This is a genomic window from Sinorhizobium sp. NFACC03, assembly GCF_900103435.1.
Taxonomy (GTDB): domain Bacteria; phylum Pseudomonadota; class Alphaproteobacteria; order Rhizobiales; family Rhizobiaceae; genus Ensifer.
Genome location: NZ_FMXF01000016.1, coordinates 126,746 through 150,770 on the forward strand (window position 1 = coordinate 126,746; position 24,025 = coordinate 150,770).

The following is a 24,025-nucleotide window of genomic DNA, read 5'->3' on the forward strand; positions in this document are numbered from 1 at the left end:
GTGCTTCGGTGCTGTGCTGGTCCCCGGAGATTGAGAGATGAGCATGATGGCCGTTGCGGAACAGACGGAAGCGGAAACCGTCACCGAGAGGAAGCCAAGCGGGAAGGCGCTGTGGCTGCTCGCCCCAGGCGTCCTCTGGATGGTTCTTTTCCTCGTCCTGCCGATGCTGATGATGGTCTATGTTTCCTTCTGGACCCAGACGACCTTCAAGATCGAGCCGACGTTGACGCTGAAGAGCTGGGTGACCTTCTTCACCAGCGATACCTATCTCGGCGCGCTGTGGACGACGGTGCGCATCTGGCTGATCGTGCTCGTCGCGACCGTTCTCGTCGGTTACCCCGCCGCGCTCTACGTCGGGCTCTTCGTCAAGAACAAGGCGCTGCAGACCGTTCTGCTCGTGCTTTGCGTCATCCCCTTCTGGACCTCGTTCCTCATCCGCGTGCTTGCCTGGCGGCCCATGCTCGGCAAGGAGGGGGCGATCAACATGATCCTCATGAACCTCGGCATCACCGATGCGCCAATCGAGGTGCTCCTGTTTTCCGAACTTTCGGTGATCATCGGCATGACGCAGATCTATTGCGTCTTCATGGTCGGGCCGATCGCCTTCATGCTTGGCCGTATCGATCACTCCGTCATCGAGGCGGCGCAGGATCTGGGTGCCGGCTTCTGGCGGATATTCCGCACGATCATCCTGCCGCTTTCCATGCCGGGTGTGGTCGTCGGCGCGATCTTCGTTTCCGTCATGGTGCTCGGCGAATTCGCCACCTCCGCCGCGCTCTCCGGCCGCAAGGTCAACCTGCTCGGCAACATCATCGTCACCCAGGTCGGCTCGTTGAAATGGGCATTTGCAGCGGTCGCCGGCGTCGTCCTCACCGTGCTGATGGGCGCGGTCATCGCCGCCCTGCTCAGGGTCGTCGATCTCAGGAAGGAACTCTGATCATGAACGCCAGCGGCATGAAACTCGGCCTCGGCGCCTATACCGCGCTCTTCCTGGTCTTCCTCTACGGACCGCTTGCGGTGCTCGCGATCCTCTCGTTCCAGACCGGACCGGAGGGGGGACCGCAGTTCCCGATCATCGAATGGTCGACCTATTGGTATCAGCATCTCTTCGGCCTGACGCCGCCGTCGCGTATAGCGCCGCTGCCGATCGAACAGGCGCTGGTGCGCTCGCTGCTGCTCGCCGTCATGACGATGATCGTTTCGACCGTGCTCGGGGTAACGGCCGCTCAGGCCTTCCGCCGCAAGTTCCGCGGTTCCGGCATGGTCTTCTATCTCATTGTCCTCGGCATGATGGTGCCTGGCGTCCTCGTCGGTCTCGGCATGGCACTCGTCGCCAACACGCTCGGCATCGACCGCCACTGGTGGGGCACCGCCTTCGTGCTGCATGTGGTTTATACTTTCCCCTTCGCCTTCCTGGTGATGCTTGCGATCTTCAACCGCTTCGACCCCAGCATGGAAGAGGCATCCTGGTCGCTCGGTGTCACTCCGGCGCGCACCTTCCGCAAGGTCACGTTCCCGCTGATCTTCCCGGGCGTGCTCTCGGCCATGCTCTTTGCCTTCACGCTCTCCTATGACGAGTTCTCGCGGACGCTCTTTGCCTCGGGCCGTGACCTGACGCTGCCACTCGCGATCTACGGCACGTTCTCCGTTGAAGTCCATCCGAACGTCTTCGCCTTCGGCGTGTTGACGACGCTCTTCTCCTTCGCGCTGCTCGGCACCTATGCGGCCTTGATGACCCTGTCGGTACGCCGGGCCAAGCGCGTTGCGATCCAGGAGGAAGCGTAATGGCAGGCGTTTCTTATCCTGCTGCAATCGTCACCGGCGCCGGATCCGGCATCGGTCGCGCGATCGCCCTGAGGCTTGCAGCCGACGGTTATGCGGTGCTGGTCAACGATCTCTCTGCCGCGCGCAGCAAGGCCATCACCTCCGAGATTATCGCAGCAGGGGGCAGGGCGACCGCCGCTGCCGGTGATGTTTCGAGCGAAGCCGAAGTCCGTGAGATCGTACAGGCCGCCGAGCGCGCCCATGGGACGACAGCGCTCCTCGTCAACAATGCCGGCATCGCCCATCAGGCGCTGTTCGAGAACCTCGAAGTCGGCGACTTCGATCGCATGTTTGCAGTCCACGTGCGCGGCACCTTCCTGATGACCCGGGCGGTGCTGCGCGCGATGCTCGAGCGGGGAGAAGGCGTGGTCGTCAACATCGCCTCGCAGCTTGGTCAGATCGGCGGTGTCGAACTCGTTCATTATTCCGGCGCGAAGGCGGCGATCATCGGGATGACCAAGGCGTTGGCCCGCGAAGTGTCGAGCCGCGGCGTTCGCGTCAACGCCGTCGCGCCCGGGCCGATCAACACGCCGCTCGTCATGGAACTTTCGGACGACTGGCGTGCGGCCAAGAAACAGCAATTGCCGCTCGGCCGCTTCGGCGAGCCGGAGGAGGTCGCCGCCACGGTGTCATTTCTGGCATCGCCGGCAGCAAGCCTCTTCGTCGGCCAGACGCTCGGACCGAACTCCGGCGATGTGATGCTTTGACAGGAAAAATGGAAATGGCAAATACTCCTAAGACTTCCCGCATTGTCATCGTCACCGGTGCCGGTATCGGCATCGGCCAGGCAACCGCCAAGGCTTTCGCAGCCGCCGGCGACCATGTGGTCGTGACCGATATTCTCGAGCGCGAGGGTGCGGCCACCGTCGAGGCGATCCGCACAGCCGGCGGCTCGGCCGAGTTTGCCTTTTACGACGTGCGCTCGACGTCGGCGACGGACGCGCTGGTGGCCGATATCGAGAGCCGCCACGGCCCTATCGACGTTGTCGTCGCCAATGCCGGCATTGCCCACCGCACGCCCCTTACCGCACTCACCGACGACCGCTGGGACCTGACCTTCGACATCGACCTGAAGGGCATCTTCCGGCTGGCACGCGCGGCAGCGCCGGGCATGCGGCGGCGCGGCAGCGGCAGCATTGTCGCGCTCTCGTCGATCATGGGGGTCGCCTATGGCTGGGACGAGCACGTCCACTACTCCGCCGCCAAGTCCGGTGTCGTCGGGCTCGTCCGCGGACTGGCGGTAGAGCTTGCGGCTGACGGCGTGCGCGTCAACGGCGTCGCCCCCGGTTACATCCGTACCGCGCAACTGCTCTCCGAAGAAAACTCGCTCGGTCCCGTCGGCGCCGAAGCTGCAGCCGCCTTCATCCCTATGAAGCGCCTCGGGACTCCTGAAGATATCGCCGACGTGATTGCTTTCCTGGCGTCCGATGCTGCCCGCTACATGACCGGGCAGGTCCTGGTCGTCGATGGCGGCCTGTTGGTCGGGCGCTATTGATGCCTTTGAGATCGTGCGGCGGCACAGGTCGCCGGACTGAGTGCCGCGGTGGCGGCGAATAATGAAAGGGGGCCGGTGAACGGTCCCCGGGGACCAACGAAAACTGGAGAAGAGACAATGCCTAGTATGGAACTCAATCGCCGCTCACTCCTCAAACGCTCCGCCGGGGTGATGGCGCTCGCGATCGGAGGCGGAACGCCCTTCCTCTCCTCGCGCGCAGCCTTCGCGCAGGCGACCGATCTCGCGAGTCAGCAGCTTCGCACCATCGGCCTTTCGGTGACCGTCCAGGAGCGCATCCTCGAGCAGTTCAAGGCAGCCGCCGGCGTCGGCGGCACGTCTGGAACCGCCGCCACCTTCCCGGATGCGCAGACGAAGATCCTCTCCGGGTCGAAGGACTATGACTGCTGGGAGATCATCGCTGAACGCCTGCCTTCGATCGTCATGACCAACAATGTCGAGCCGATCCCGGCCTCGGCGCTGAAGAACTGGGCGAATATCCGCGAAACATTCACCACGACCAGCGACAAGTGGGATCGCGCCGCGCAGATCGTCGGTCAGATCTGGACCGACGACAGCCAGACCTCGCTCAACATGGTGCCGGCGGTCTACAACTACGATTCCATCGGCTACAATCCCGACGTGCTCTCGGCTGAGGAGGCCAATAGCTGGGCGGCGATCTTCGATCCGAAGTGGAAGGGCAAATCCGGCATCAACACCGATCCGCTGATCGCGATCGGCCAGGCCATCATGGCCATGAACTCCCTCGGCCTCTCCGACGTCAAAAATCCCGGAAATCCGACTGCGGCCGAAATCGACGAGGCGGCTGCCTTCCTGATCTCCAAGAAGAAGGAAGGCCAGTTCCGCGCGCTCTGGGGCGATTTCGGCGAACTCGTCAACCTCATGGCATCGGGCGAGATGGTGGTCTGCGACGCCTGGCAGCCGGCGGTCATGGCGGTCAAGGCGCAAGGCAAGCCCTGCCGCTACGCCGTGCCGAAGGAAGGCTATCGCGGCTGGGCGATCGGTCCGGCAATGATCGCCGGCACGACCAACAAGGAGGCCGTCATCGCCTATGCCGACTACTGGCTCTCGGGCGAGCCGGGCATCACGGTGTCCGAGCAGGGTTACTATTCGCCGTCGACCAACATCAAGAATGTCATGGCACCGGAAAAATACGCCTTCTGGTACGAGGGCAAGCCCTGGGTGGGCGCTGCCGAGCGCGGCATCAAGGAAGGTGACCTGCGCGACGGCGGCTCGCTCGAAGAGCGCGCCAAGAACGTCGCCTACTGGCACCAGTGGCCGGACGAATACGACCACCTGATCCAGAAGTGGGACGAATTCCTCAACGCCTGACGAAAGTTGGGCCGGGGCGTATGCCCGCCCCGGCCCTGCCATCGATGCAGCCCCCAGACAGCACCGGAGAACGACTGTGATCTTCGACCTCGAACTCAACAATGTCGGCAAGGTCTATGACAACGGCACGCCTGCCGTGATCGACTTCAACCTGTCCGTCGCCAAGGGCGAGTTCATCGCGTTCCTTGGGCCCTCCGGCTGCGGCAAGACGACGACGCTGCGGATGATCGCCGGTTTTGAGGCGATTTCCTCCGGCGACATGCTGATCAAGGGCAAACGGATGAACGACGTTTGGCCCCAGCACCGGCCGACCTCGATGATCTTCCAGAGCTACGCGCTCTTTCCGCACATGACCGTGCGCCGCAACGTTGGTTATGGTCTTGAGGTGAAAGGGGTGGCCAAGGCGGAGCGCGACGCGAAGGTTGACCGCATCCTGGCAACGCTCGGGCTGGAAGACATTGCCGACAAGAAGCCCGATCGTCTCTCTGGCGGCCAGCGGCAGCGCATCGCACTGGCCCGTGGCCTTGTGGTCGAGCCCGATATTCTGCTCCTCGACGAGCCGCTCGGCGCGCTCGATGCCAATTTGCGCAAGGCGATCCAGAACGAACTCAAGCTGCTGCAGAAGACGCTCGGCGTGACCTTCATCTTCGTTACCCACGCGCAGTCCGAGGCGCTTGCCCTGTCGGATCGTATCGTCGTCATGAACCAGGGACGGGTCGAGCAGATCAGCCCGCCGTATCAACTCTATACCCGGCCAAACACGGCTTTCGTCGCCCAGTTCATCGGTAACAACACCATCTTCCACGGCGAGGTCGACGATGCCTCGGGCGAGCGTGCGTTGGTGTCGACCGCCGTCGGCCAACTGTCCGGGCGCGTCAATGGCGCCTTCAATGGACGGTCGCGCGTCAACATCGTCATTCCCGCGGAGGCAATCGAGGTTCACCCGGCCGCGCGGGTCGACCGCGACCGTATTGCAGCCAGCTACGGCGGCAATGTCGTCGGCGCCAATGTCAGGCACTTCGATGTGGTCGGCCATGTGTCGCATCTGACCGCGGCACTGCCCGACGGGCGCACCGTTTCGCTGGAAGCCCATGTCGACAAGTACCAGCCGGATGCCTTTCCCGTCGGCGCCGACATTCTATTGAGCTGGCAGCCGACGGAAGCCACCGTCATTCCAGCCTGATCACGACAGCGGGGAAAAATGGATACCTTTCCGCCCACGTCCCCTGCAGACCCATGAGAAGAGAAAAAGGAGACTGACACCCATGGCCAAGGAAATCTTTTGCAGCTTCGGCATCGACGTTGATGCGGTCGCCGGCTGGCTCGGTTCCTATGGAGGCGAGGATTCGCCCGATGATATCTCGCGCGGCCTTTTCGCCGGCGAGGTCGGTAGCCCGCGGTTGCTGAAGCTCTTCGAACGCTTCGGCATCAAGACCACCTGGTTCATCCCCGGGCATTCGATCGAGACCTTCCCGGAGCAGATGCAGGCGGTCGCCGATGCCGGCCACGAAATCGGCATTCACGGCTATACCCACGAGAACCCGATCGCCATGACCCGCGAGCAGGAAACCGAAGTGCTCGACAAGTGCATCGAGCTCGTCACCAAACTGTCGGGCAAGCGCCCGACCGGCTATGTCGCCCCCTGGTGGGAATTCTCCAACGTCACCAACGAACTCTTGCTCGAACGGGGAATTAAGTACGATCACTCGCTGATGCACAACGACTTCACGCCCTATTATGTGCGTGTCGGCGACAAGTGGACCAAGATCGACTATTCGAAGAAGCCATCGGACTGGATGGTGCCGCTCACGCGCGGCAAGGAAACCGATCTGATCGAAATCCCGGCCTCCTGGTATCTCGACGATCTGCCGCCGATGATGTTCATCAAGAAGTCGCCGAACAGCCACGGTTTCGTCAATCCGCACGATATCGAGCAGATGTGGCGGGACCAGTTCGACTGGGTCTATCGCGAGATGGACTACGCTGTGTTTCCGATTACCATCCATCCGGATGTTGCCGGACGCCCGCAAGTTCTGATGATGCTCGAGCGACTCTATGCCCACATGATCAAGCAACCGGGCGTGAAGTTCGTGACGATGAACGAGATCGCAGACGATTTCGCCAAGCGCTTTCCGCGCAAGATGTAACCGACCCAATGGGGCGGCTTGCCGCCCCTCCACATCTCTCGAACGGACAGCATCATGTGTTCCCTTTGCGGCATTCTCGGCGGCAACGAACATTGGGCAGATGCGGTGGCGCGGCCCGGTGTCTTCACCCGCAATGTCGAGCGGATCGATCGTCGGCGTGAGCGTGCGAACCGTGTGCGCATCGCCAATGCGATGCTCGCCCGCTTCGGCCTGTCGCTTGCCGACTGGCAGGGGGCCTCCTTCGTCCTGTCGACGCGGACGGGCAAGAGCGAGATCATCGAGGATCTCGGCCATTTGTGGCCGGCTGCCGAAAGGCTCTGCGGCCGGGCCTGCGATCCGCTCGACCCTGCCTTCATAGCCGTGGCGGAGGAGGCGTGATGGTCGTGGAGATACCGTTGCTCACGCCCATCAATCTTTTGACCGGCTTCCTGGGGTCGGGCAAAACGACGCTTCTGTCACGCTTGCTGGCCGACCCGACGCTTTGCGACGCCGCGGTCCTCATCAACGAATTCGGCGAGGTCGGCCTCGACCATCATCTCGTCGAGCGCATCGACGACACCATCGTGCTCCTGCAGTCCGGATGTCTCTGCTGCACGGTTCGGGGCGAACTTGCAGATGCAATCAAGGATCTGCATTCGAAGCGCGAACGGGGACTGGTTCCGCCCTTCCGCCGCATCGTCGTTGAAAGCACTGGCCTTGCGGATCCGTTTCCGGTCCTCTCAACGATCAAGGCGGACCCGGTCCTTCGCCATCATTTCCGCCCCGGAAACGTCATCACCACGGTCGATGCCGTCAACGGACTGGCGCAGCTGGAGACCTATGTGGAATCCAACCGTCAAGCGGCGGTTGCCGATCGCCTGGTCGTCACCAAGTCGGATCTGACCGATGCCGCCACTGTCGCATCCCTGTCGGACAAGCTGCGGATCATCAATCCCGACGCACCGCTTTTGCTGGCGACGGATCCGGCCATCGATCTTGCCTCTCTCATCGACGAGAGGCCGACGCTGCGTGCGAGTGGCCTGCAATCCGCAAGCGGTTTCTACTGTGATGCTCCGGCGGTTCTGACGACGGCCGATGGTGCGATGCATGCGTCCGCCGTGATCTCCTTCGTGATGACCGTCGATCGAGCGGTGGACTGGACCGCGTTCGGCCTCTGGCTCACCATGCTGCTCAACCGCCACGGCGAGCGGATTCTTCGAGTGAAGGGTATCCTCAACATTGCAGGCGAAGAGCGCCCCGTCGCCATCCACGGCGTTCAGCATCTGGTACATACGCCTGTTCATATGGAGCGTTGGCCGGACGACGATCGCCGTTCGCGCATCGTCTTTATCGTTGACGGTCTCGATGTCGGGCTGCTCAAACGGTCTTTCGAAGCATTCGCGCTCGATTGCGCGCCTGCGCATGCTGCCGGGTGTGCCGAGGAACCCGTTTTACAGGAACGCCTTTCGTCCCCATGAGCAAACCCAGGACCGATCAATCGATTAATGCCACCCCCGCCCTGCATCTGGTAGGGCGACCGAAACTTCGCGTGCTGGGCACCGCAATTTCCCTGCTTGAGGAACTCCGTGTGCGTGCCGAAGAAGATCTCGGCATCGAGGTCGTGTTCGACAACAACGACTTCCTGACGACCCAGCACAAGGCGGCGCAGGAGCCGGACAGCTACGATATTTACGACCAGTGCTTCCACAATCTCGATATCGTCTGGTACTGGCGGGCGATCCAGCCGATCGATACCGGGCGCATTGCGCTGTGGGACGAGATCAACGACCTGACGAAGACCGGGCATATCGGTCCCAATGCCCGTCTGGGGCAAGGGGATGCGCCGGTCAAGAAGCTCTTCGTCCAGCCCAATCTCGAACTCGGCGACACGCCGTCCACGTCGATCTCCATGCTGCCGACGACCCACAACTTCGACAGTTTCGCCTATCGGACCGATGTGGCACCGAACGCTGTCGCGATGAACAGTTGGGCGGCCTTGCTGGACGAGCGCTGGGCCGGTCGCGCTGCGCTGGTCGACGAGCCGGCGATCGGCATCTTCGATGCAGCGCTCGCCGCCCAGGCGGCGGGTCTGATGAGCTTCAACAATATCGGCAGCATGAGCGTCGATGAGATCGATCGGCTGATTGGGCTCCTTGAGGAGCGCAAGAAGGATGGCTACTTCCGGGCGTTCTGGCGAACGGCCGAGGATGCTGCGCGCCTGATGCTTAAGGGCGAGACGGACATCCAGAGCATGTGGTCGACCGGTATCAACATTCTCAATGGCCAGGGCGTTCCCGTCGAGCAGGCAGTGCCGGCCGAAGGTTATCGCGCCTGGCATGGAGGGCTTTGCCTCGCGCGTCATCTCTCCGGTCGCATGCTCGACGTCGCCTACGAATATCTCAACTGGTGGATTTCCGGCTGGCCGGGCGCGGTCGTTGCCCGGCAGGGCTATTACATTTCCACCCCCGAACGGTCCCGTGCGTTCATGTCTGCGGCGGAGTGGGACTATTGGTATGGCGGGCTGCCGGCGACGGAAGACCTCCCGGGGCCCGATGGAACCATCCGCATCAAGGCGGGCTCGGTGCGCAGCGGCGGCTCCTACTGGCAGCGCGCCAACTGCATTGCCGTATGGAATACGACGATGGACGAGCACAACTATCTTGTTCGCCGGTGGATGCAGCTCGTGGAACGCTAGGAAGTCTCGATGACAAAGGATTTTGGCGGGCGCTCGATCGCGCAGCTCTCCGCGTTGTTGCAAACGGGCGCGCTCGACCCGCGTAGCCTCGCCGATTGGACGCTCGCACGCATCCGCGATCATTCAGATCAGGCAATCTTTACCACTGTCACGCCGGAGAGGGCGATGCGTGAGGCCGAGGCGTCGCATACGCGAATTACCGCTGGCCGTTCGCTCGGCCTTCTCGACGGCATTCCCGTTGCCTGGAAGGATCTATTCGCACTCAGAGAATTGCCGACCACCGCAGGATCGGTCGTGCTGAGAAACGATCCGGCCGCGACCGAGGACGCTGCCGTCATCACCGCTCTTGCCAAGGCCGGCATGGTCAGTGTTGGGCGCGTCAACATGAGCGAATTCGCCTTCTCCGGCCTCGGGCTCAATCCGCACTACGGAACACCGCGCAATCCGCGCTCACTGGACGTCGAGCGCATCCCTGGCGGCTCGTCCTCCGGTTCCGGCGTCGCGGTTGCCGCTGGCCTGGTGCCGGTCTCGATCGGCACCGATACGGGGGGATCGATCCGCATTCCCGCGGCGCTGAATGGTATCGTCGGCTACAAGGCGACGCGTGGACGCTATTCGATGCAGGGAGTCTTCCCTCTGGCCAAGAGCTTGGATTCCCTCGGGCCGCTCTGCCGCACGGTGCAGGATGCCGTCTGGACCGACGCTGCGATGCGGGGTCTTTCGGCATCCGAGGTACGCCGGGCGAGGCTTGAGGGGATCTCGATCGTCGTGCCCATGAATGTCGTGTTCGACGATGCCGAAGACGGGGTCGTCGCGGCCTTCGAAGGGGCGCTTTTGCGGCTCGAACGGGCGGGCGCCCGGATCCGGCGCCAGGCCGTCCCGGCATTCACGCGCATCTTCGAGATTATGGCCGCTCACGGCCCGCTGGTGACGGCCGAGGCGTTCGCCCTGCATCGCTTGAGGCTCCAAGGCGCGGACGCCGCCTCCATGGACAGGCGCGTCGTTGCGCGTGCCCGGCTCGGGGAGAAGCTCGCACTCTCTGACTATATCGCAATCCTTGACGCCCGCGAGCGGCTGATCGCCGAGGTCTCGGCGTTGGTCGGCCCGAGCGAGGTCATCGCCTATCCAACGGTTGCGCACGTAGCGCCCCCAACGGCGCCGCTTGAAGCGGATGATGCGTTGTTCGTAGAGACGAATGGCAGAACGCTGCGCAACACGTCGATCGGCAATTTCCTCGACTGGTGCGGCGTGTCGCTGCCCTGTGGTACCGGGCAAGCCGGCATGCCCGTCGGCCTTCTGCTTTCCGCTCTGCCGCACCATGACACCCATCTGCTTTCCGTGGCGCTGGCAGCCGAAGACGTGGTTCGCGGAGGATATGGAGAGGTCTGAACTACGCCCAACGACAAGAGGGAGCGCGCTCTCAGACTAGCGGGGACGCCAAAGCCGTAGTTAACTGACCCTTGATCCTCGGTGAGAGCCGCGCGCAAGACACGAAAGATGTCGCGAAACGAAGGTGCGTGGGATCGGACAATGGCCGGGATCGGCCCCGTGCGGCACAAAGGGAACTGCCGGGCGGCGGGCCGTCGGACTTGATGGGAGCTTCGCATGGACGTGAGTTACACCACGGCAGGCACCGCTGCGTTTGAGCGCAAGCGCTATTGGGACGAGGCCGTGTCGAGCACCTATTTCCCGCTCGATCTTCGCTTCCAGAATGCGCAGGAGTTTTCCGGCGAGCTCAATGTCTGGGATCTCGGGGCTGTCTCCTTGTCGCGGCTGGAATCGGATGGCCTTCTCTATCGCCGGCAAAAGCGACACTTGCTGCATGAGCGCGAGGAGAGCTACCTGATCACCGTGCCGGAAAAGACCGAAATCAGCTTCGAGCAGAGCGGCAAGACGGTGACCTGCAAGCCGGGTGCCTTTCTGGTCGAGCGCAGCCATCTGCCCTATGAATTCAGCTATAGCGAGAAGAATACGCTTTGGGTGCTGAAGGTGCCGATCGTCGCCTTGCGAACGCGCGTCGGCCTGCCCGAGCGCATAGCCTCGTTGAGCTTCGATTCCACCCGGGGCACCGGTGCCCTTTTCGTCGACATGATCCGGCTTGTCGCGCCGCGGCTCGTGGAGATGGACGCATCGGCCCGCGACATGACGGGCAAGCATCTCGTCGACATCCTGGCCATGTCGCTGACGTCGGACGATCGCATGCTGATGTCCGATGCGACATCGGTACAAACCGGTCACCTCCATCGCGTCGAAAGCTTCGTTCGCGCCAATCTCGCGAGAAGTGATCTCGGGCCGCAGACGATTGCCGAGGCATGTGGCATATCGGTACGCTACCTGCACCAGCTCATGAAACAGCAGGGGACCTCCGCCTGCAACTGGATCCGCCTGCAGCGGCTCTTGCGCTGCGACGAGATGCTTCGGGACCCCGCCTGCCGCAAGCTGGTTTCAGAGATCGCCTATGCGCTGGGCTTCAGTGATCACGCCCAGCTCAGCCGCCATTACAAAGCGCATTTCGGACTTAGCCCGACCGAAGCGCGCGAGCGATACCTGACGGAGCGGGCGGCCGCACCCGGCTGACCCCGCCCAGACCACCAACACTGCGACGCTTTCCAACGGCCGCACCGGCCGTCGGCGAAGCCTTGCCAAAATTCAACTTTCGACACAGGAGACGGAATTGCAAAACCTTCGCGTAGCGGTCGATGTCGGCGGTACCTTCACCGACATCTGCATCATGGACGAGACGACAGGTCTCATCCGGGTCGAGAAGACGTCATCCTCGCTCGATCCGATCGACGGCATCATGTCGGGGGTAGAGAAGGCCGGCATCGATCTGGAAAAGGTGGCGCTCTTTTCGCACGGTACCACCGTTGCCACCAATGCCCTCATCACGCGGCGCCTGCCGCGGACAGCTATGGTTTCGACCCAAGGCTTCCGCGACGTCATCGAAATCCGGCGTGCCAACAAGGAAGATCTCTGGGACACCTACAAGGACGTCGTCCCGCCCTATGTGCCAAGGCGCGACCGGCTCGTCGTTTCCGAGCGCGTCGACGCCCAGGGCGAGATCGTAACCCCTCTGGACGAAAAGGAAGCGCGAGAGGTCGCCCGTATCCTCAAGCGCCGCAATGTCGCGGCGGTCGCAGTCTGCTTCATGAACGCCTTCATGAATGGAGAGAACGAGCGGAGGATGAAGGAGATCCTGATGGAGGTGATGCCCGGCGTGCCGATCTCGACCTCGTCAGAAGTGCTGCCGGAGATCTTCGAGCATGAACGCTTTTCGACCACGGTTGCCAATGCGGCGCTGAGCCCTGTTGTCGTCGACTATACCTCCCGGCTCGGCAAGCGACTGCAGGCAGACGGTTACCAGCGTGACCTCCTCCTGCTTCACACCGGCGGCGGGGTGATGACGCCGAAAAGCGTGGAGGATTTTGCCGCCCGTCTCGCCGGCTCCGGCATCGCCGCCGGCGCGATCGCCAGCAAATACATCGCCGAACTCTGCGGCTTCAGGAATTCGATCGGCCTCGACATGGGCGGCACGTCGACCGATGTCTCGCTTGCCTATGACGGTCAGTCGCGTGTCACGAAGGACTGGTTCATCGAATTCGGCTATCCGATCCGCTTCTCCTCGATCGAGGTCCTGACGATCGGAGCAGGCGGCGGATCGCTCGCCTGGACGGATGAGGCGGGGTCGTTGCGCAACGGCCCGCAATCGGCCGGCGCCAATCCGGGCCCGGCCTGTTACGGCAAGGGCAACAGGCAGCCGACCAACACCGACGCCAACGTGGTTCTCGGCCGCCTTGGCACCAGTCTTGCCGGCGGCAAGATCACGCTCGACGCCGGGCTCGCCGAGGCTGCGGTCAGAGAGGGCGTGGCTGCCCCCTTCGGCCTTGGCCTGCAGGAGGCTGCAGACGCTATCATCCGCGTTGCCAATGCCAACATGTCCGATGCAGTGCGGCTGATCTCCATCAGTCGCGGCTACGATCCGCGCGACTTTGCGCTTGTTGCTTTCGGTGGCGCCGGCGCTCTTCACGGCGCGGCGATTGCGCGCGAGCTCTCGATCCCCGCGGTGATCGTGCCGCCCAACCCCGGTGTCACTTCCGCGCTCGGCTGCCTCTTGGTCGACATGCAGCACGATTTTTCAGAGAGCTATCTGAAGGCCGCGGCCGATGCCGACCCTGAAGCGATCGAGGCGGCGTTCCTCCGCCTCGAAAAGGAGGCGCTCGACCGGCTTGCCCATGAGGGCGTCGCCGAGAAGGACGTGGTGCTTCAGCGCAGCATCGACATGATGTATCTCGGCCAGTGGCGATCTCTGGCGGTTTCAGCCCCTTCCGGCATGACGGAGATCGCATCACTCGTCGAAGCCTTTCACCGCGAACATGAGCGTGAATACAATTTCCGCCGCGACGAAACGCCGGTCAGCCTCTTCCGCATCAATCTGAAGGCGATCGGCGTCGTGCCGAAGGCGACGCTGGCGCGCCACGAGCCGACGGGCATCGTGCCTGAGCCGAAGACGCGGCGCACGGTCTGGTTCGACGGCGGACACGGCCTGGATACGCCGGTCTACGAGCGTGAAACCTTGCCGGCCGGGCTCGTTCTCGCGGGGCCCGCGATCGTCGAGCAGCTCGATTCCACGGTGGTCATTCCGCCTGAAACACGCGCCGAAGTCGACCAGTACCTCAACATCATCATCCGCATCGAAGGTGAGAAGAATGTCTGAACAGCAAAGCCTTGACCCCGTAACCTTCGAAGTCTTGAAGAACTCCTTCATCACCAGTGTCGATCAGATGGCCGAGCAGATCCTGCGGACCTGCTATTCCTTCGTCATCTACAACCGTGATTTCTCCAGCGCGCTGCATGATGCCGAAGGCAACTCGGCGGCGCAGGGAAACCAGGATATTGCGGTGCATGTCGGCACGCTGCATTTCACCTGCAAGGACGTCATCCGGGCCTTCGACGGTGACATGCATCCGGGCGACGTCTATGCGATCAACGACCCCTATGCTGGCGGTACGCATTTCAACGACGTGCGGCTGATCCGCCCGATCTTCGTCGACGGTCGCATTATCGCCTTCAGCCAGTCCAACGGCCACTGGTCGGACCTCGGCGGCAGCGTGCCGGGTTCCTTCGACGTGACGGCGAAGGAGATGTTCAAGGAGGGCATGCGCATCACGCCGATCCGGCTCTTCGATCGCGGCCGTTTCTGCAAGGATGTCGCCAATCTGATTGCCTCGAACACCCGCGACCCGGCCTCGATCATCGGCGACATCCACGCCCAGGCGCAGGCAACCCAGGTCTGCGAACGTGAAATACTCCGGCTCGTTGGCAAATATGGCGAAGGTACGGTCCGCCAGGGCCTTGGCGCCGTTCAGGATTATGTCGAGCGTGCCATGCGCCAGCGCATTGCCGCTCTACCGGATGGGACATGGGAGACGCAGGACTTCATCGATCGCGACCCCGCCGGCAAGGAAGGGCTGATCCCGATCAAGGTCAAGCTGACGATCAAGGGCGATCGGGTGACATATGATTTCACCGGCAGCCACCCGACGATCGGATCGATCTACAACTCGGCATTCGGTGCCACCTTCTCGGCCGTTGCCGCTGGCATGAAGACCTTCTTTCCGGATCTGCCGCTCAACAGCGGCTTCTACCGCGTCTTCGACATCATCGCCCCGGAAGGCTCGATCGTCGATGCGAAATGGCCGGTGGCTGTGACCGGCTTCCTGATGCCCTTCGAGAAGATCATGAATGCGATCTACGAGATCTGGTCGAAGATCATTCCGGAGCGGGCCATCGCCTGCGCTTTCAACCTCGAATATCTTCTGACCGGCGGGCGCGATGCTCGCGCAAAGGATAAGCCCATCTTCATGTTCTACGACTGGCTGCCGGGCGGCTGGGGTGGGCGCAATGGTAAGGACGGCTGCAACGTGACGACCGCCTGCTTCGGTACGGGCCTGATGGCCCAGCCTGTAGAGGGGCAGGAAAGGGCGAACCCGATACTGACCACCGAATTCGAAGTCCTCAAGGATTCCGCCGGTCCGGGCAAGTGGCGCGGTGGTGCCGGTGTCCTGAAAACCTCGCGCATGCTCGAGGCAGAGGGCACCGTGATTTCCTATATTTGCGACCGCGAGCGGGCGATCGTCTGGGGCATAGAGGGCGGATTGCCGTCGATCCCGCACGGTCTGACACTGACGCGCGCAGCGACCGGCGAAACGCAATGGCTCGGCGCGACCTTTTCGGATGTGGCGATCGAAAAGGGCGACGCCTTTTCCCGCCCGACCGCCGGCGGCGGCGGCTTCGGCGATCCGCTGGAGCGCGATCCGAAGCGGGTGCTGAACGACGTCATCGACGACTACGTCTCGGTGGAGCGCGCCGCCAAGGATTATGGCGTCGTTATCCTTCCCGTCGATCCGGAAATCTGTGCCTACGAGATCGACAAGGATGCGACCGTCGCCCTGCGTCGGCAGATTCGGGCGGAACGGAACGATTGGCTGGCGGCCGATCCGCAGGATGTTTCAAGACGGTTCAAGGCGGGCGAGATCGACGCACTCGATGCCGTCCGTCGCTATGCCGTCATCCTCGATTGGGACAGCGGTGATCTGCTGCCGGTCTCCACCGACCAGTTCCGGGAGATGTATCGCAAGCGCTCGGCGGCCGTCTGGCAATAGGGATGAAAATGGCAGGTGGGTGGGCCGCTCGCCCACCCGAGGTTGGGGGGCAATCATGAGCGACATCACGATCATCACTGCGGGCGAGAGCGACCGGTCCGCCTGGAACGCGCTGCATGCGGAATTCGCCGCCTACTACGGCGTTCCGCAGACCGACGACATGCGCGATCGGGTCTGGAGCTGGATTCGCGACGGCCGGCTTGAATGCCGCCTCGCGCTCAATAGTGCCGGCCGCCCGATCGGGCTCACACATTTTCGCGAATATGTCCGGCCGCTGTTTGCAGCACGCGGCGGCTTTCTTGACGATCTCTTCGTCACGCCCGAGGTGCGCGGGAGCGGCGCTGCCGTTTCCCTGATCCGTGCTGTCGCCGACATCGGCCGCGAACGCGGCTGGAACTCCATCCGCTGGATCACGCGCGACAACAATTATCGTGCCCGAACGCTCTATGACCGGGTCGCGACACGCACCGATTGGATAACCTATGATATCACGCTTTGAAATCAGAGCAGGGAGACGCCGATGACGGCACAGCCAAATTCCACCGAAGCGCGGGACACGGCGTATCATCTCCATTCCTACACCAACCCCCGGCGCCTTGAGCGCGACGGGCCGATGGTGATCGAACGGGGGGAGGGCATCCACGTCTTCGACAACACCGGTAAGCGCTATATCGAGGGCATGGCAGGGCTTTGGAGTGTCGCCGTCGGCTTCGGCGAGAAGCGCCTGGTCGAGGCTGCGCGCAAACAGTTGAGCCAGTTGCCCTACTATCATACCTTCTCCCAGAAATCGCACGTGCCGGTTGCAGATCTCGCGGAAAAGCTGGTGTCTCTGGCCCCGGTGCCGATGTCGAAGGTCTATTTCGCCAACTCCGGTTCGGAGGCGAACGACACGGCGATTAAGCTCGTCTGGTACCGTTCGAACGCGCTCGGCAAGCCTGAAAAGAAGAAGATCATATCGCGGATCAAGGGCTATCACGGCGTGACGGCGCTGAGCGCCAGTTTGACTGGCCTGCCCAACAATCATCGCTCGTTCGACCTGCCATTTGCGAATATCCTGCACACGACCTGCCCGCATTATCGAACGGGGGCCGAACCCGGCCAGGACGAGCTTGCATTCTCGCGCTGCTGTGCGGAGGAACTGGAGGCCATGATCCTCGAGGAGGGGCCGGAAACCATCGCGGCCTTCATCGGCGAACCGGTGATGGGCGCCGGCGGTGTCATCGTGCCACCGGAAGGCTATTGGGCGGCCATCCAGGAGGTGCTCGACCGGTACGACATTCTGCTCATCGCTGACGAGGTGATCTGCGGGTTCGGCCGCACCGGCAACATGTTCGGTTCCGAAACCTTCGGCATTCGCCCCGATATCATGACGATGTCCAAGCAGCTCTCCTCGTCCTACCAGCCGATCTCGGCGTTGATGATCAACGAACGTGTCTTTGAGCCGATCGCCTCGGAGGCCGACCGGATTGGGGTGCTCGGTCATGGTTTTACCGCAAGCGGACATCCCGTCGCCGCCGCCGTCTCGCTGGAGAACCTGGCCATCATCGAGGAGCGTGACCTGGTCGGAAACGTCCACCGTCTCGCTCCTCATTTTCTCGAACGCCTCAACGCACTCGAACGGCATCCTTTTGCTGTCGAGGCGCGCGGAGTCGGTCTGATCGGTGCCCTGGAACTGGAAGCCGCAGACGGCGCGCCGACGGGAACGATGGGCGCCCGGGCGGCGGCCCTGTTGCAGAAGAACGGCCTGATTTCCCGCAACATCGGCGACGCGATTGCCTTCTGCCCGCCAATGATCATCACCAGGGCAGAGGTTGATGAGATGTTCGATATCGTCGAACGAGCCTTAAAGAAACTCGCGGGATAATGGTGGCAGCTTGATTGATGTCGTGCAGTAAACCGATCACGCGCAAGGTGCTTCGAGTGGTCGCCGAATCAGGCAGCCCCCACATCATCCCTGGCTCAGGTTGGCGGCTACTCCATCATTGAGCGTCTAGTTCATTTGGCGTCCTCTTGGAGGGTGTGGACGGGGTCTACGGCGCAGGTTTTCGTCATAGCGCAGTTGCTGGGGTAATTGCGCGCACGACACCTGTTCGCAGTGGTCGACCCACCGGCGGATACTGGTCCGGAGCCGCGCGCTGCGGTCGGCGCTGAAATTGAAAGCGCGCTCGATAGCGTCTCACAGGTTGCCGACGCCATTGCCGCGCCGCGAGAGGTTACCGTTCCGCCGGAGAGCTCTGAAGACGCTTCAGCCTCGCACGCAGATTTTGTCCCTGCGACGATGACCGCCCGCAACTTTCCAAGCTCCCGCGGCAAGCGCGTGGACGCCGCGCACGAAGCAAAGCCAGTGAGGCTCCGATTCAAGTTTCGGTCGACGATCTTGCTGCGCTTGAGGAAGAAAATCGCAGATTGAAAGCGCTGCTGGCGCGTCGTCTGCGCCAGGAGAATGCTCAGCTTGGAAGCATGCTCGCACGGTTCAAATGAGCAACCTGATCTCCGGCAAAAGCGGCGGCTCTTGTGGCCACTTGCGGCCGCCGCGAAGCTTCCTATCTGATTGCCATCCTCGACATGGAGCCTCGAGATGGATCAACTGCCTGAACAACCTGTCTTAGACCACGACCTCGAGCTCATCCCGCCGAAACGGGATGACCGGCACCTGCACAACACCGTCACGTGCCTGTGCTGTCGAAAAAAGCGGCTCGCCTCTGCCATGGACGCGGACGGCTGTGGCATTTGTGAAGAGTGCCTGGCGTCCTGATGTGTCGCCCAAAAAGCGGCGCGTTTGGAAAGTCGATCGCCCGACTCGCCGTGACCAGCGTGAGCATCGGCACTCAGACTGATCTGACGTTTCGCGGCTTTCGCTTTTCCGTCTTGCGATCGCGTCCGATGTCGGACCTACCCTCCCAAAGACATCCAGACCTCAGCTCGAAGTGTCCTTTCGAAAAACTCGCTGATTCAAACGAGTCGTAGCGCGGGAGACGTTCGTTATACTTCATAGCGGCGACAAATTGCGGGGTGGCATCTCAGCGCACGGTCACCGCAATAGACCGGCTGCTGCTTTGTAAGGTTTCAGCCCATCGCCTCGCCCCCACCATTGTGAGTGCGATTTGCAATCCAGGCTTGGGGGACATCGCAAATATAATTGGCGGCAGCCAGTACCGACCCACTTGTGGGTTCCGAGCTCAACGAGGTGATCATGATATTCGATGGCGGCAGCAATAGTCCCGACGGTGGCGGCGTGCGGAAATACTTGGCGAGCCGGCTAGTAGCCAAGCGTCGATGCCATCGCGCGGACGATCACAACGGCTGACGCGGCTCCTGGGTCGACATGGCCAAGCGAACGTTCGCGTATACGGGCGGCCCGACCCTTTGCAGCCACCATTGACCGGGTCGCGTTGGCCCCGGCGTCGGCAGCAGCAACGACGTCGCTCCAGAACTCGGTGCTCGCTTTGTTGTCTGCAACCGCGGCCGCGGCGGCATCGGCCGCCGGCAGCCAGGCATCCAACATCGTCTTGTCGCCGCGCTGGCCCTTACCACGCTCACCGATGCCCGAGCCAATGGCGTCGATCATTGCCGCCGCGGTGGCGAGATTTAGCTCGTTCGCGCCGGCAAGCGCCTGTGCGGCGCGATGAAAGGCGGTCGCATAAAGCGGACCCGTTGATGCGCCGACGGCATTGAGGAAGGCGCCGCCTGCGGTTGCCATCACATCGGAGGGTTGCGCTTTGTCGACGTCGATTTTCGCGAGTTCGGCTTTCACCGCGAGGAAGCCTAGCGACATCGTCGTGCCGTGGTCGGCGTCCCCGATCGCCCCATCCAGTTCGGAAAGATGATCCTTCTCGGTCTCAACGGCGGCGGAAATCGCCTCGAACATAGCGATCAGGCGGCGCACCGCATTTGCCGACATCATTATCCTCCTAGGACGTCCCGGCAGCGTGACATTCGTCGCGCCACCCGTGACGGAATGCTAATTGATACGCAGGAAAGCCGTTTCGCAAGGATGAAGCAACAGTTCGGTCAGTTCCTGGTCGAGATGCAGAATGGAGATGGACGCGCCCACCATGTCGAGGGAGGTGCAATAGTGCCCAATCCAGTTCGCTTCAATTCGAATGTTCTTGGCTTCGAGCCTTTGGGCCACTCTTCGAAAGAGGATGTAGAGCTCCATCATCGGCGTGGCACCGAAGGAATTGACGAGCACCGCGACGCGGTCGCCGGCGGCAGCTTTCATTTCCTTGAAGATGTTGTCCATGATGCTGTCGGTGATTTCGTCCGCCGACTTGATCCGCTCGCGCGTGACCCCCGGCTCGCCATGGATGCCCATGCCGATCTCCATGTCGTCGGGCCCGATCTCGAAATTATGCCGCCGGGTCTGCGGCATCGAGCAGGGTTCCAAGGCCACGCCGACAGTATAGGTGCGCAGGTTCGCCTTCCGCGTTACCGCTTCGCAGGCGTCGAGCGAGAGCCCACGGTCACAGGCCGCACCGGCAATCTTGAAGATGAAGAAGTTTCCGGCGACGCCGCGTCGGCCTTCGCGATCCTCAATCGGTGAGGAAGCGATATCGTCGGTGGTAAGCACCGTCCGGACCTTGATGCCCTTTTCTTCGGCCAGCTCCGCAGCCATCTCGAAATTCATGACGTCGCCGGCATAGTTGCCGTAGACGAAAAGCACGCCCGCGCCACCCGAGGCCGCGGTTGCACATTGCACGATTGGGTCAGGTGGCGGCGAGGAGAAGATGTTGCCGACGGCGACCGCATCGGCGAGCCCCTTACCGACATAGCTGAGGAAGCAGGGCTCGTGGCCCGTGCCGCCACCGATCACCAGCCCGACCTTGCCAGACCTTGGGCCGTTGCGGGCGACCAAGGCACGATTGGAGCCGTTGATCGGCAGGAGGTAGCCGGCGTGTGCCCGGACAACGCCGTCGAGCATCTCCTCGACGACCTGGTTCGGGTTGTTCAGAAATTTTTTGACGTGCGTCCGGTAGGAACTCGCCGTCTGCGTCACCTTCGGCTTCTGGGATAGCCGCGCGTCGAGACTTGTAACGCCGTCCGCCCGCAGGATTCCGTGCCCTGTCGCGGCATCGGTGATCAGCACGTTTGCATAGCCTCCGCGCAGTGCCGCAAGAAGAGCCGGAACCTTGTCGAAGCCGCCTGCAACGAGAATGCGCGTACCGATCTCGCGCAGCATGTCGAGCGAGATGCCGATAGTGCGGTCGTCGAGAGGACCTGCAACCGGCCTGCCTCGCTCATCGATAAAGCGCCCGGCGACGACGCCGACGGCGCCGGCCGCGAGGTAATGCTGCAGCGACACGGATTCGAAGAAACCGCTGGTGTGGATCGTCGAGTTCGGCCGCAGCGAGGAAATGCCGAACAGAATGCGATTGGCGCGAGCGAGCGTTTCGAACTGTTCCTGCAATAGCGGCTCGTCCAGCAGCATCTCGCGCATCGTCGGCGATCTGACGATGGCGGGGGCGGTGATGTTGACGCAGCGCGCGGAGACCGCCTGGGCGATGGCGGCCGCGCAGAGTTCGGGTGTGTAGGAGAAGGTTGCGGTGGTGCCGCCGGTCGCCTGGACGACGGTCATGTCCTGTAGCGTCGCGATATCGGCGTGCTCACCAACGGAGAGCACGGTGCGCCCCCAGGCGACCGCCAGTGTGTCGCCAGACTTCAGGAGCTTCGGAAGCGCTTGTGCGGCGGCGCCGCCCAGTCGGTCGATCAGCGGTCGCGCATTGTCGTCGCTCGGGACCACGAGGCAGTCCGTCAGGCCGAAATGCCGCTTCAATTCCTGGGCGATCGTCAGCGAGGCCAGCCGCGCCGGTTCCAGGGAGATGTGGACGATACCCTTCTCGCGCGCTTCCGCGAGGTAACTGTTGACCGTCGCGCGTGAGACACCCATCGCGTCGGCGATCTCGCTTTGGGTCATGCCGTCTTCATAGTAGAGCCAGCAAGCCCAGACATAGGGATCATCGCCATAGCGCAGCGGGATTGCGTCCGACGTATCGGTGGAAGCGCCGCGGTTGGCGCCGCCTTTTCGCGATGAGGATGCCCTGGTTGTCATCTGGTCTTTTTCTTCCCCGGTTTTGGTTCGCGAGGATGGAAGCAACGTCGTGCTTTTGCAACCTCATAACCGCATCGGGCGGGGCGCGACCCTAAGCTATTCGTCGGGATCGCGCGGGCTCTGGGAGAAGGTCAGTGGCCGCGACGTCTTGTCGCCGCGGCGCAGAAGGCGTCACGCAAGGCGCGAACGGACGCCAAGCGAAAGTTCCTTGAGGATGATCGCGCAGGACGTTGCGCCTGCGTCGAGTACACCAAGAGATCGCTCGCCGAGACGGCTGGCGCGCCCGATCTTGGCCACGAGGTCGCGCGTCGAATCACGGCCGGCTTCGGCGGCCGGGATCAGACTGTCGAGAGCGTCGGCAAAGCTTTTGCCGGAAGCCACAGCCCCGTCGAAGGCCTCGATGGCCGGAACGAGGGTGTCGAGCAACGTCTTGTCGCCAACCTTGGCCGAGCCGATCGACTGGATGCCCTCGAGTCCGGCATGCAGCATGCGGCTGTAGGCGGCTGCGTCGATCGCGGCGGTGCCGTCGAGCTTCTCCGCGAACTCGGTGAACATCACACCGTAGAGCGGGCCCATGGAGCCGCCGATCTCCGTCATCAGGACCGTGCCGAGGGTATCGAGGGCCTCGGCCAGCGTGACCTGCTTGTCCTTCAGACGTTCGGCCGCAAGCCCGAAGCCCTTGGCCATGTTGACGCCGTGATCGCCGTCGCCGATCTTGCCGTCGATCTCGCTGAGATAGGCGCGATTTTCGATGATGCGATCGGCAAGCGAAAGAACGATCGCGCCGGCATTGGCATTGTCGAAGGTCTGCATGCGGCTTCTCCTTAGAGGACGGTGGTGCAGCGGGCCTCGACGTCGAGGAGCGTCTTGAGCTCGTCGTCGAGCGCCATGACCGTCAGTGTTGCGCCGACCATTTCGAGCGAGGTGAAGTAGTTGCCGACATAGGTCCGGTGAATGCGGAGGCGCCGACCCGTGATCTCTTTCTCGATCGTGTCGTTCAGGATGTAGAGTTCGTTGAGCGGCGTGGCGCCGAGACCGGACACGAGCACGGCGACTTCGGTGCCGGCGGGAAGGTTGTGATCGTCGAGGACGATCTTCACCATGTCCTTGGCGACTTCGTCGGCCGTCTTCAGCGCTTCGACGCGTACGCCCGGCTCGCCGTGATGGCCGATGCCGACTTCCATCGTGCCCGGCTCGATCTGGAAGTTCGGGTGGCCGACCGCTGGAAGCGTGCAGGGGCCGAGGCCGACGCCGATCGAGCGGCAATTGTCGATGGCCTTCTGCGCCGTGGCGCGAACCTCGTCGAGGCTGGCGCCTGCGGCGGCCTTTGCGCTGCCGATCTTCCACATGAAGATCTCGCCGGCTACGCCGCGGCGCTTCTCGCGCTCTTGCGGGGGAGCCGAGCAGACGTCGTCATTGGCAACGACTGTCAGCACCTCGATATCGTCCTTGGCGGCAAGCTTCACCGCCATCTTTACGTTCATGTTGTCGCCGGCGTAGTTGCCGTAGAGGCAGACGACGCCCTTGCCGCCGTTGGCTTCGCGGATCGCGTCGTGGAAGCTTTTGGCGGTTGGCGAGGAAAACAATTCGCCGACGGCGACAGCATCGAGCATGTTGCGGCCGGTATAGCCGATGAAGGCAGGTTCGTGCCCCGAGCCGCCGCCTGTGACGACGCCGACCTTGCCTGCGACCGGCGCGCCCTTGGCGACGACCACGCGCGGATTGTCAGCGAGACGAACGATGTCGGAATGAGCCTTGACGAAGCCCTTGACGGTATCCTCGACGACCTCGTCGGGATTGTTGATGAACCTTTGCATGGTGACT

At 62.6% G+C, this 24,025-nt stretch carries 20 protein-coding genes; 16 read left to right on the forward strand and 4 right to left on the reverse strand.

The genetic code is table 11. From position 1 onward, the window contains the following. Positions 1-46: 46 nt before the first annotated feature. From BLU35_RS20200 to BLU35_RS20275, 16 genes are all read left to right on the forward strand, one after another. Entirely contained in the window at positions 47-937 is an 891-nt protein-coding gene (locus BLU35_RS20200) for an ABC transporter permease (protein WP_502688164.1), read from the forward strand. Positions 938-939: 2 nt separating this feature from the next. After that, positions 940-1,785, forward strand: a complete 846-nt coding sequence (locus BLU35_RS20205) for an ABC transporter permease (protein WP_093234249.1) — start codon at positions 940-942, stop codon at positions 1,783-1,785. Then, entirely contained in the window at positions 1,785-2,531 is a 747-nt protein-coding gene (locus BLU35_RS20210; RefSeq protein ID WP_093234250.1) for an SDR family NAD(P)-dependent oxidoreductase, read from the forward strand. The genes BLU35_RS20205 and BLU35_RS20210 overlap by 1 nt, the downstream gene beginning before the upstream one ends. Before the next feature lie 14 nt (positions 2,532-2,545). Then, positions 2,546-3,319: an SDR family NAD(P)-dependent oxidoreductase gene (locus BLU35_RS20215; protein ID WP_093234251.1), complete on the forward strand. Its 774-nt coding sequence runs from the start codon at positions 2,546-2,548 to the stop codon at positions 3,317-3,319. A 117-nt stretch (positions 3,320-3,436) separates the two neighbouring features. Then, positions 3,437-4,669: an ABC transporter substrate-binding protein gene (locus tag BLU35_RS20220; protein ID WP_093234252.1), complete on the forward strand. Its 1,233-nt coding sequence runs from the start codon at positions 3,437-3,439 to the stop codon at positions 4,667-4,669. A gap of 76 nt (positions 4,670-4,745) precedes the next feature. Next, entirely contained in the window at positions 4,746-5,852 is a 1,107-nt protein-coding gene (locus tag BLU35_RS20225; RefSeq protein ID WP_093234253.1) for an ABC transporter ATP-binding protein, read from the forward strand. A gap of 82 nt (positions 5,853-5,934) precedes the next feature. Continuing rightward, complete coding sequence (locus tag BLU35_RS20230) at positions 5,935-6,816, forward strand: polysaccharide deacetylase family protein (protein WP_093234254.1); 882 nt, start codon at positions 5,935-5,937, stop codon at positions 6,814-6,816. 54 nt (positions 6,817-6,870) lie between these two features. Continuing rightward, positions 6,871-7,194 carry a hypothetical protein gene (locus tag BLU35_RS20235; protein ID WP_093234255.1) on the forward strand — a complete coding sequence of 108 codons (324 nt, stop codon included), beginning with the start codon at positions 6,871-6,873 and terminating at the stop codon, positions 7,192-7,194. After that, on the forward strand, positions 7,194-8,273 hold the full coding sequence (locus BLU35_RS20240; RefSeq protein ID WP_093234256.1) for a CobW family GTP-binding protein: 1,080 nt from the start codon (positions 7,194-7,196) through the stop codon (positions 8,271-8,273). Before BLU35_RS20235 ends, BLU35_RS20240 begins: the two co-directional genes overlap by 1 nt. Further along, the gene (locus BLU35_RS20245; RefSeq protein ID WP_093234257.1) at positions 8,270-9,490 is read left to right on the forward strand and encodes an ABC transporter substrate-binding protein; all 1,221 of its coding nucleotides are present in this window, start codon (positions 8,270-8,272) and stop codon (positions 9,488-9,490) included. The genes BLU35_RS20240 and BLU35_RS20245 overlap by 4 nt, the downstream gene beginning before the upstream one ends. Positions 9,491-9,499: 9 nt before the next feature. Then, on the forward strand, positions 9,500-10,879 hold the full coding sequence (locus BLU35_RS20250) for an amidase (protein ID WP_093234258.1): 1,380 nt from the start codon (positions 9,500-9,502) through the stop codon (positions 10,877-10,879). 216 nt (positions 10,880-11,095) lie between these two features. After that, entirely contained in the window at positions 11,096-12,067 is a 972-nt protein-coding gene (locus BLU35_RS20255) for an AraC-like ligand-binding domain-containing protein (protein WP_093234259.1), read from the forward strand. Positions 12,068-12,164: 97 nt separating this feature from the next. Continuing rightward, complete coding sequence (locus tag BLU35_RS20260; RefSeq protein ID WP_093234260.1) at positions 12,165-14,204, forward strand: hydantoinase/oxoprolinase family protein; 2,040 nt, start codon at positions 12,165-12,167, stop codon at positions 14,202-14,204. After that, positions 14,197-16,152 carry a hydantoinase B/oxoprolinase family protein gene (locus tag BLU35_RS20265; protein WP_093234261.1) on the forward strand — a complete coding sequence of 652 codons (1,956 nt, stop codon included), beginning with the start codon at positions 14,197-14,199 and terminating at the stop codon, positions 16,150-16,152. The genes BLU35_RS20260 and BLU35_RS20265 overlap by 8 nt, the downstream gene beginning before the upstream one ends. Positions 16,153-16,207: 55 nt before the next feature. After that, positions 16,208-16,651 carry a GNAT family N-acetyltransferase gene (locus BLU35_RS20270; RefSeq protein ID WP_093234262.1) on the forward strand — a complete coding sequence of 148 codons (444 nt, stop codon included), beginning with the start codon at positions 16,208-16,210 and terminating at the stop codon, positions 16,649-16,651. Between the two features lie 21 nt (positions 16,652-16,672). Then, positions 16,673-18,016 carry an aspartate aminotransferase family protein gene (locus tag BLU35_RS20275; protein WP_093234263.1) on the forward strand — a complete coding sequence of 448 codons (1,344 nt, stop codon included), beginning with the start codon at positions 16,673-16,675 and terminating at the stop codon, positions 18,014-18,016. Between the two features lie 1,395 nt (positions 18,017-19,411). Here the strand turns inward: BLU35_RS20275 and dhaL (BLU35_RS20285) are convergent. The 4 genes from dhaL (BLU35_RS20285) to BLU35_RS20300 form a co-directional block, all read right to left on the reverse strand. Beyond that, the gene (gene dhaL / locus BLU35_RS20285) at positions 19,412-20,053 is read right to left on the reverse strand and encodes a dihydroxyacetone kinase subunit DhaL (RefSeq protein WP_093234265.1); all 642 of its coding nucleotides are present in this window, start codon (positions 20,051-20,053) and stop codon (positions 19,412-19,414) included. Between the two features lie 60 nt (positions 20,054-20,113). Next, positions 20,114-22,201 carry a bifunctional sugar-binding transcriptional regulator/dihydroxyacetone kinase subunit DhaK gene (locus BLU35_RS20290; protein ID WP_093234266.1) on the reverse strand — a complete coding sequence of 696 codons (2,088 nt, stop codon included), beginning with the start codon at positions 22,199-22,201 and terminating at the stop codon, positions 20,114-20,116. 171 nt (positions 22,202-22,372) lie between these two features. Then, entirely contained in the window at positions 22,373-23,014 is a 642-nt protein-coding gene (gene dhaL, locus BLU35_RS20295; RefSeq protein WP_093234267.1) for a dihydroxyacetone kinase subunit DhaL, read from the reverse strand. A gap of 11 nt (positions 23,015-23,025) precedes the next feature. Next, entirely contained in the window at positions 23,026-24,018 is a 993-nt protein-coding gene (locus tag BLU35_RS20300) for a dihydroxyacetone kinase subunit DhaK (protein WP_093234268.1), read from the reverse strand. Between the last annotated feature and the right edge of the window lie 7 nt (positions 24,019-24,025).

What these genes read in the sequence shown, in the direction of transcription:
- BLU35_RS20200 (WP_502688164.1), top strand. Translation starts at nt 47, where the DNA reads ATGGCCGTTGCGGAACAGACGGAAGCGGAAACCGTCACCGAGAGGAAG.
- BLU35_RS20205 (WP_093234249.1), top strand. Translation starts at nt 940, where the DNA reads ATGAACGCCAGCGGCATGAAACTCGGCCTCGGCGCCTATACCGCGCTC.
- BLU35_RS20210 (WP_093234250.1), top strand. Translation starts at nt 1,785, where the DNA reads ATGGCAGGCGTTTCTTATCCTGCTGCAATCGTCACCGGCGCCGGATCC.
- BLU35_RS20215 (WP_093234251.1), top strand. Translation starts at nt 2,546, where the DNA reads ATGGCAAATACTCCTAAGACTTCCCGCATTGTCATCGTCACCGGTGCC.
- BLU35_RS20220 (WP_093234252.1), top strand. Translation starts at nt 3,437, where the DNA reads ATGCCTAGTATGGAACTCAATCGCCGCTCACTCCTCAAACGCTCCGCC.
- BLU35_RS20230 (WP_093234254.1), top strand. Translation starts at nt 5,935, where the DNA reads ATGGCCAAGGAAATCTTTTGCAGCTTCGGCATCGACGTTGATGCGGTC.
- BLU35_RS20235 (WP_093234255.1), top strand. Translation starts at nt 6,871, where the DNA reads ATGTGTTCCCTTTGCGGCATTCTCGGCGGCAACGAACATTGGGCAGAT.
- BLU35_RS20240 (WP_093234256.1), top strand. Translation starts at nt 7,194, where the DNA reads ATGGTCGTGGAGATACCGTTGCTCACGCCCATCAATCTTTTGACCGGC.
- BLU35_RS20245 (WP_093234257.1), top strand. Translation starts at nt 8,270, where the DNA reads ATGAGCAAACCCAGGACCGATCAATCGATTAATGCCACCCCCGCCCTG.
- BLU35_RS20250 (WP_093234258.1), top strand. Translation starts at nt 9,500, where the DNA reads ATGACAAAGGATTTTGGCGGGCGCTCGATCGCGCAGCTCTCCGCGTTG.
- BLU35_RS20255 (WP_093234259.1), top strand. Translation starts at nt 11,096, where the DNA reads ATGGACGTGAGTTACACCACGGCAGGCACCGCTGCGTTTGAGCGCAAG.
- BLU35_RS20265 (WP_093234261.1), top strand. Translation starts at nt 14,197, where the DNA reads ATGTCTGAACAGCAAAGCCTTGACCCCGTAACCTTCGAAGTCTTGAAG.
- BLU35_RS20270 (WP_093234262.1), top strand. Translation starts at nt 16,208, where the DNA reads ATGAGCGACATCACGATCATCACTGCGGGCGAGAGCGACCGGTCCGCC.
- BLU35_RS20275 (WP_093234263.1), top strand. Translation starts at nt 16,673, where the DNA reads ATGACGGCACAGCCAAATTCCACCGAAGCGCGGGACACGGCGTATCAT.
- dhaL (WP_093234265.1), bottom strand. Translation starts at nt 20,053, where the DNA reads ATGTCGGCAAATGCGGTGCGCCGCCTGATCGCTATGTTCGAGGCGATT.
- BLU35_RS20290 (WP_093234266.1), bottom strand. Translation starts at nt 22,201, where the DNA reads ATGACAACCAGGGCATCCTCATCGCGAAAAGGCGGCGCCAACCGCGGC.
- dhaL (WP_093234267.1), bottom strand. Translation starts at nt 23,014, where the DNA reads ATGCAGACCTTCGACAATGCCAATGCCGGCGCGATCGTTCTTTCGCTT.
- BLU35_RS20300 (WP_093234268.1), bottom strand. Translation starts at nt 24,018, where the DNA reads ATGCAAAGGTTCATCAACAATCCCGACGAGGTCGTCGAGGATACCGTC.